Annotated in this window: 1 protein-coding gene; it reads left to right on the top strand. The window is 74.3% G+C overall.

Annotated elements, in window-relative coordinates; translation table 11 throughout:
• Positions 1-461: hypothetical protein (locus tag AC1DSF_RS30625; protein WP_478184074.1), on the top strand; the 461-nt coding region annotated here is incomplete at its 5' end.
• Between the last annotated feature and the right edge of the window lie 106 nt (positions 462-567).

The raw sequence follows: 567 nt of genomic DNA, 5'->3' as shown, positions 1-567 counted from the left end.
GCCACGGGCTGCTCGCCGACAGCCGGTCCTGCATGGCGTCGCTGGTGCGCGCCGAGCAGGCGTTCGGGCAGGCCGGGCCGCCGAGCGAAGACCCGGAATGGGTCCGGCACATGGACGAGGCCCAGCTGCACGACGAGCACGCGCATTGCTTCCGGGACCTGGAAGACCACCGCAGAGCCAAGGAGTTCGCCGAGCGGTCGTTGAAGCTCCGGGAGGAGGAGTACGCGCGCAGCCGGTTGTTCTGCGGCACGGTGCTGGCCACCGCGCTGCTCGGGCTGGGCGAACTCGACCAGGCGTGCGAGGTGTCGGCGGCCGCCACCGAGCAGGCGGGCGGTCTGCGGTCGGCCCGCGCGGTCGACTACGTCCGGGAGTTCTCGCTGCGGCTGTCGCCGTACCGGGACTCGCCGGCGGTCCGCGACTTCACCGAACGCACGCGGGAGTTCCTGCGTCCGGCGCGGTGACCGGACAGGTCCGGCGACCGGCAGCCCGGTGACCGGACGGGGGAGCGGCAGGCGTGCCGCTCCCCGCCCTCAGTCCGGGTCGCGAGACGGTCAGGCCGCAGGGGCC

Source organism: Variovorax sp. 01N429 (assembly GCF_056399425.1).
Note: the sequence above shows the minus strand (reverse complement) of the source record. Positions and strands in the feature narration are given on the sequence as shown.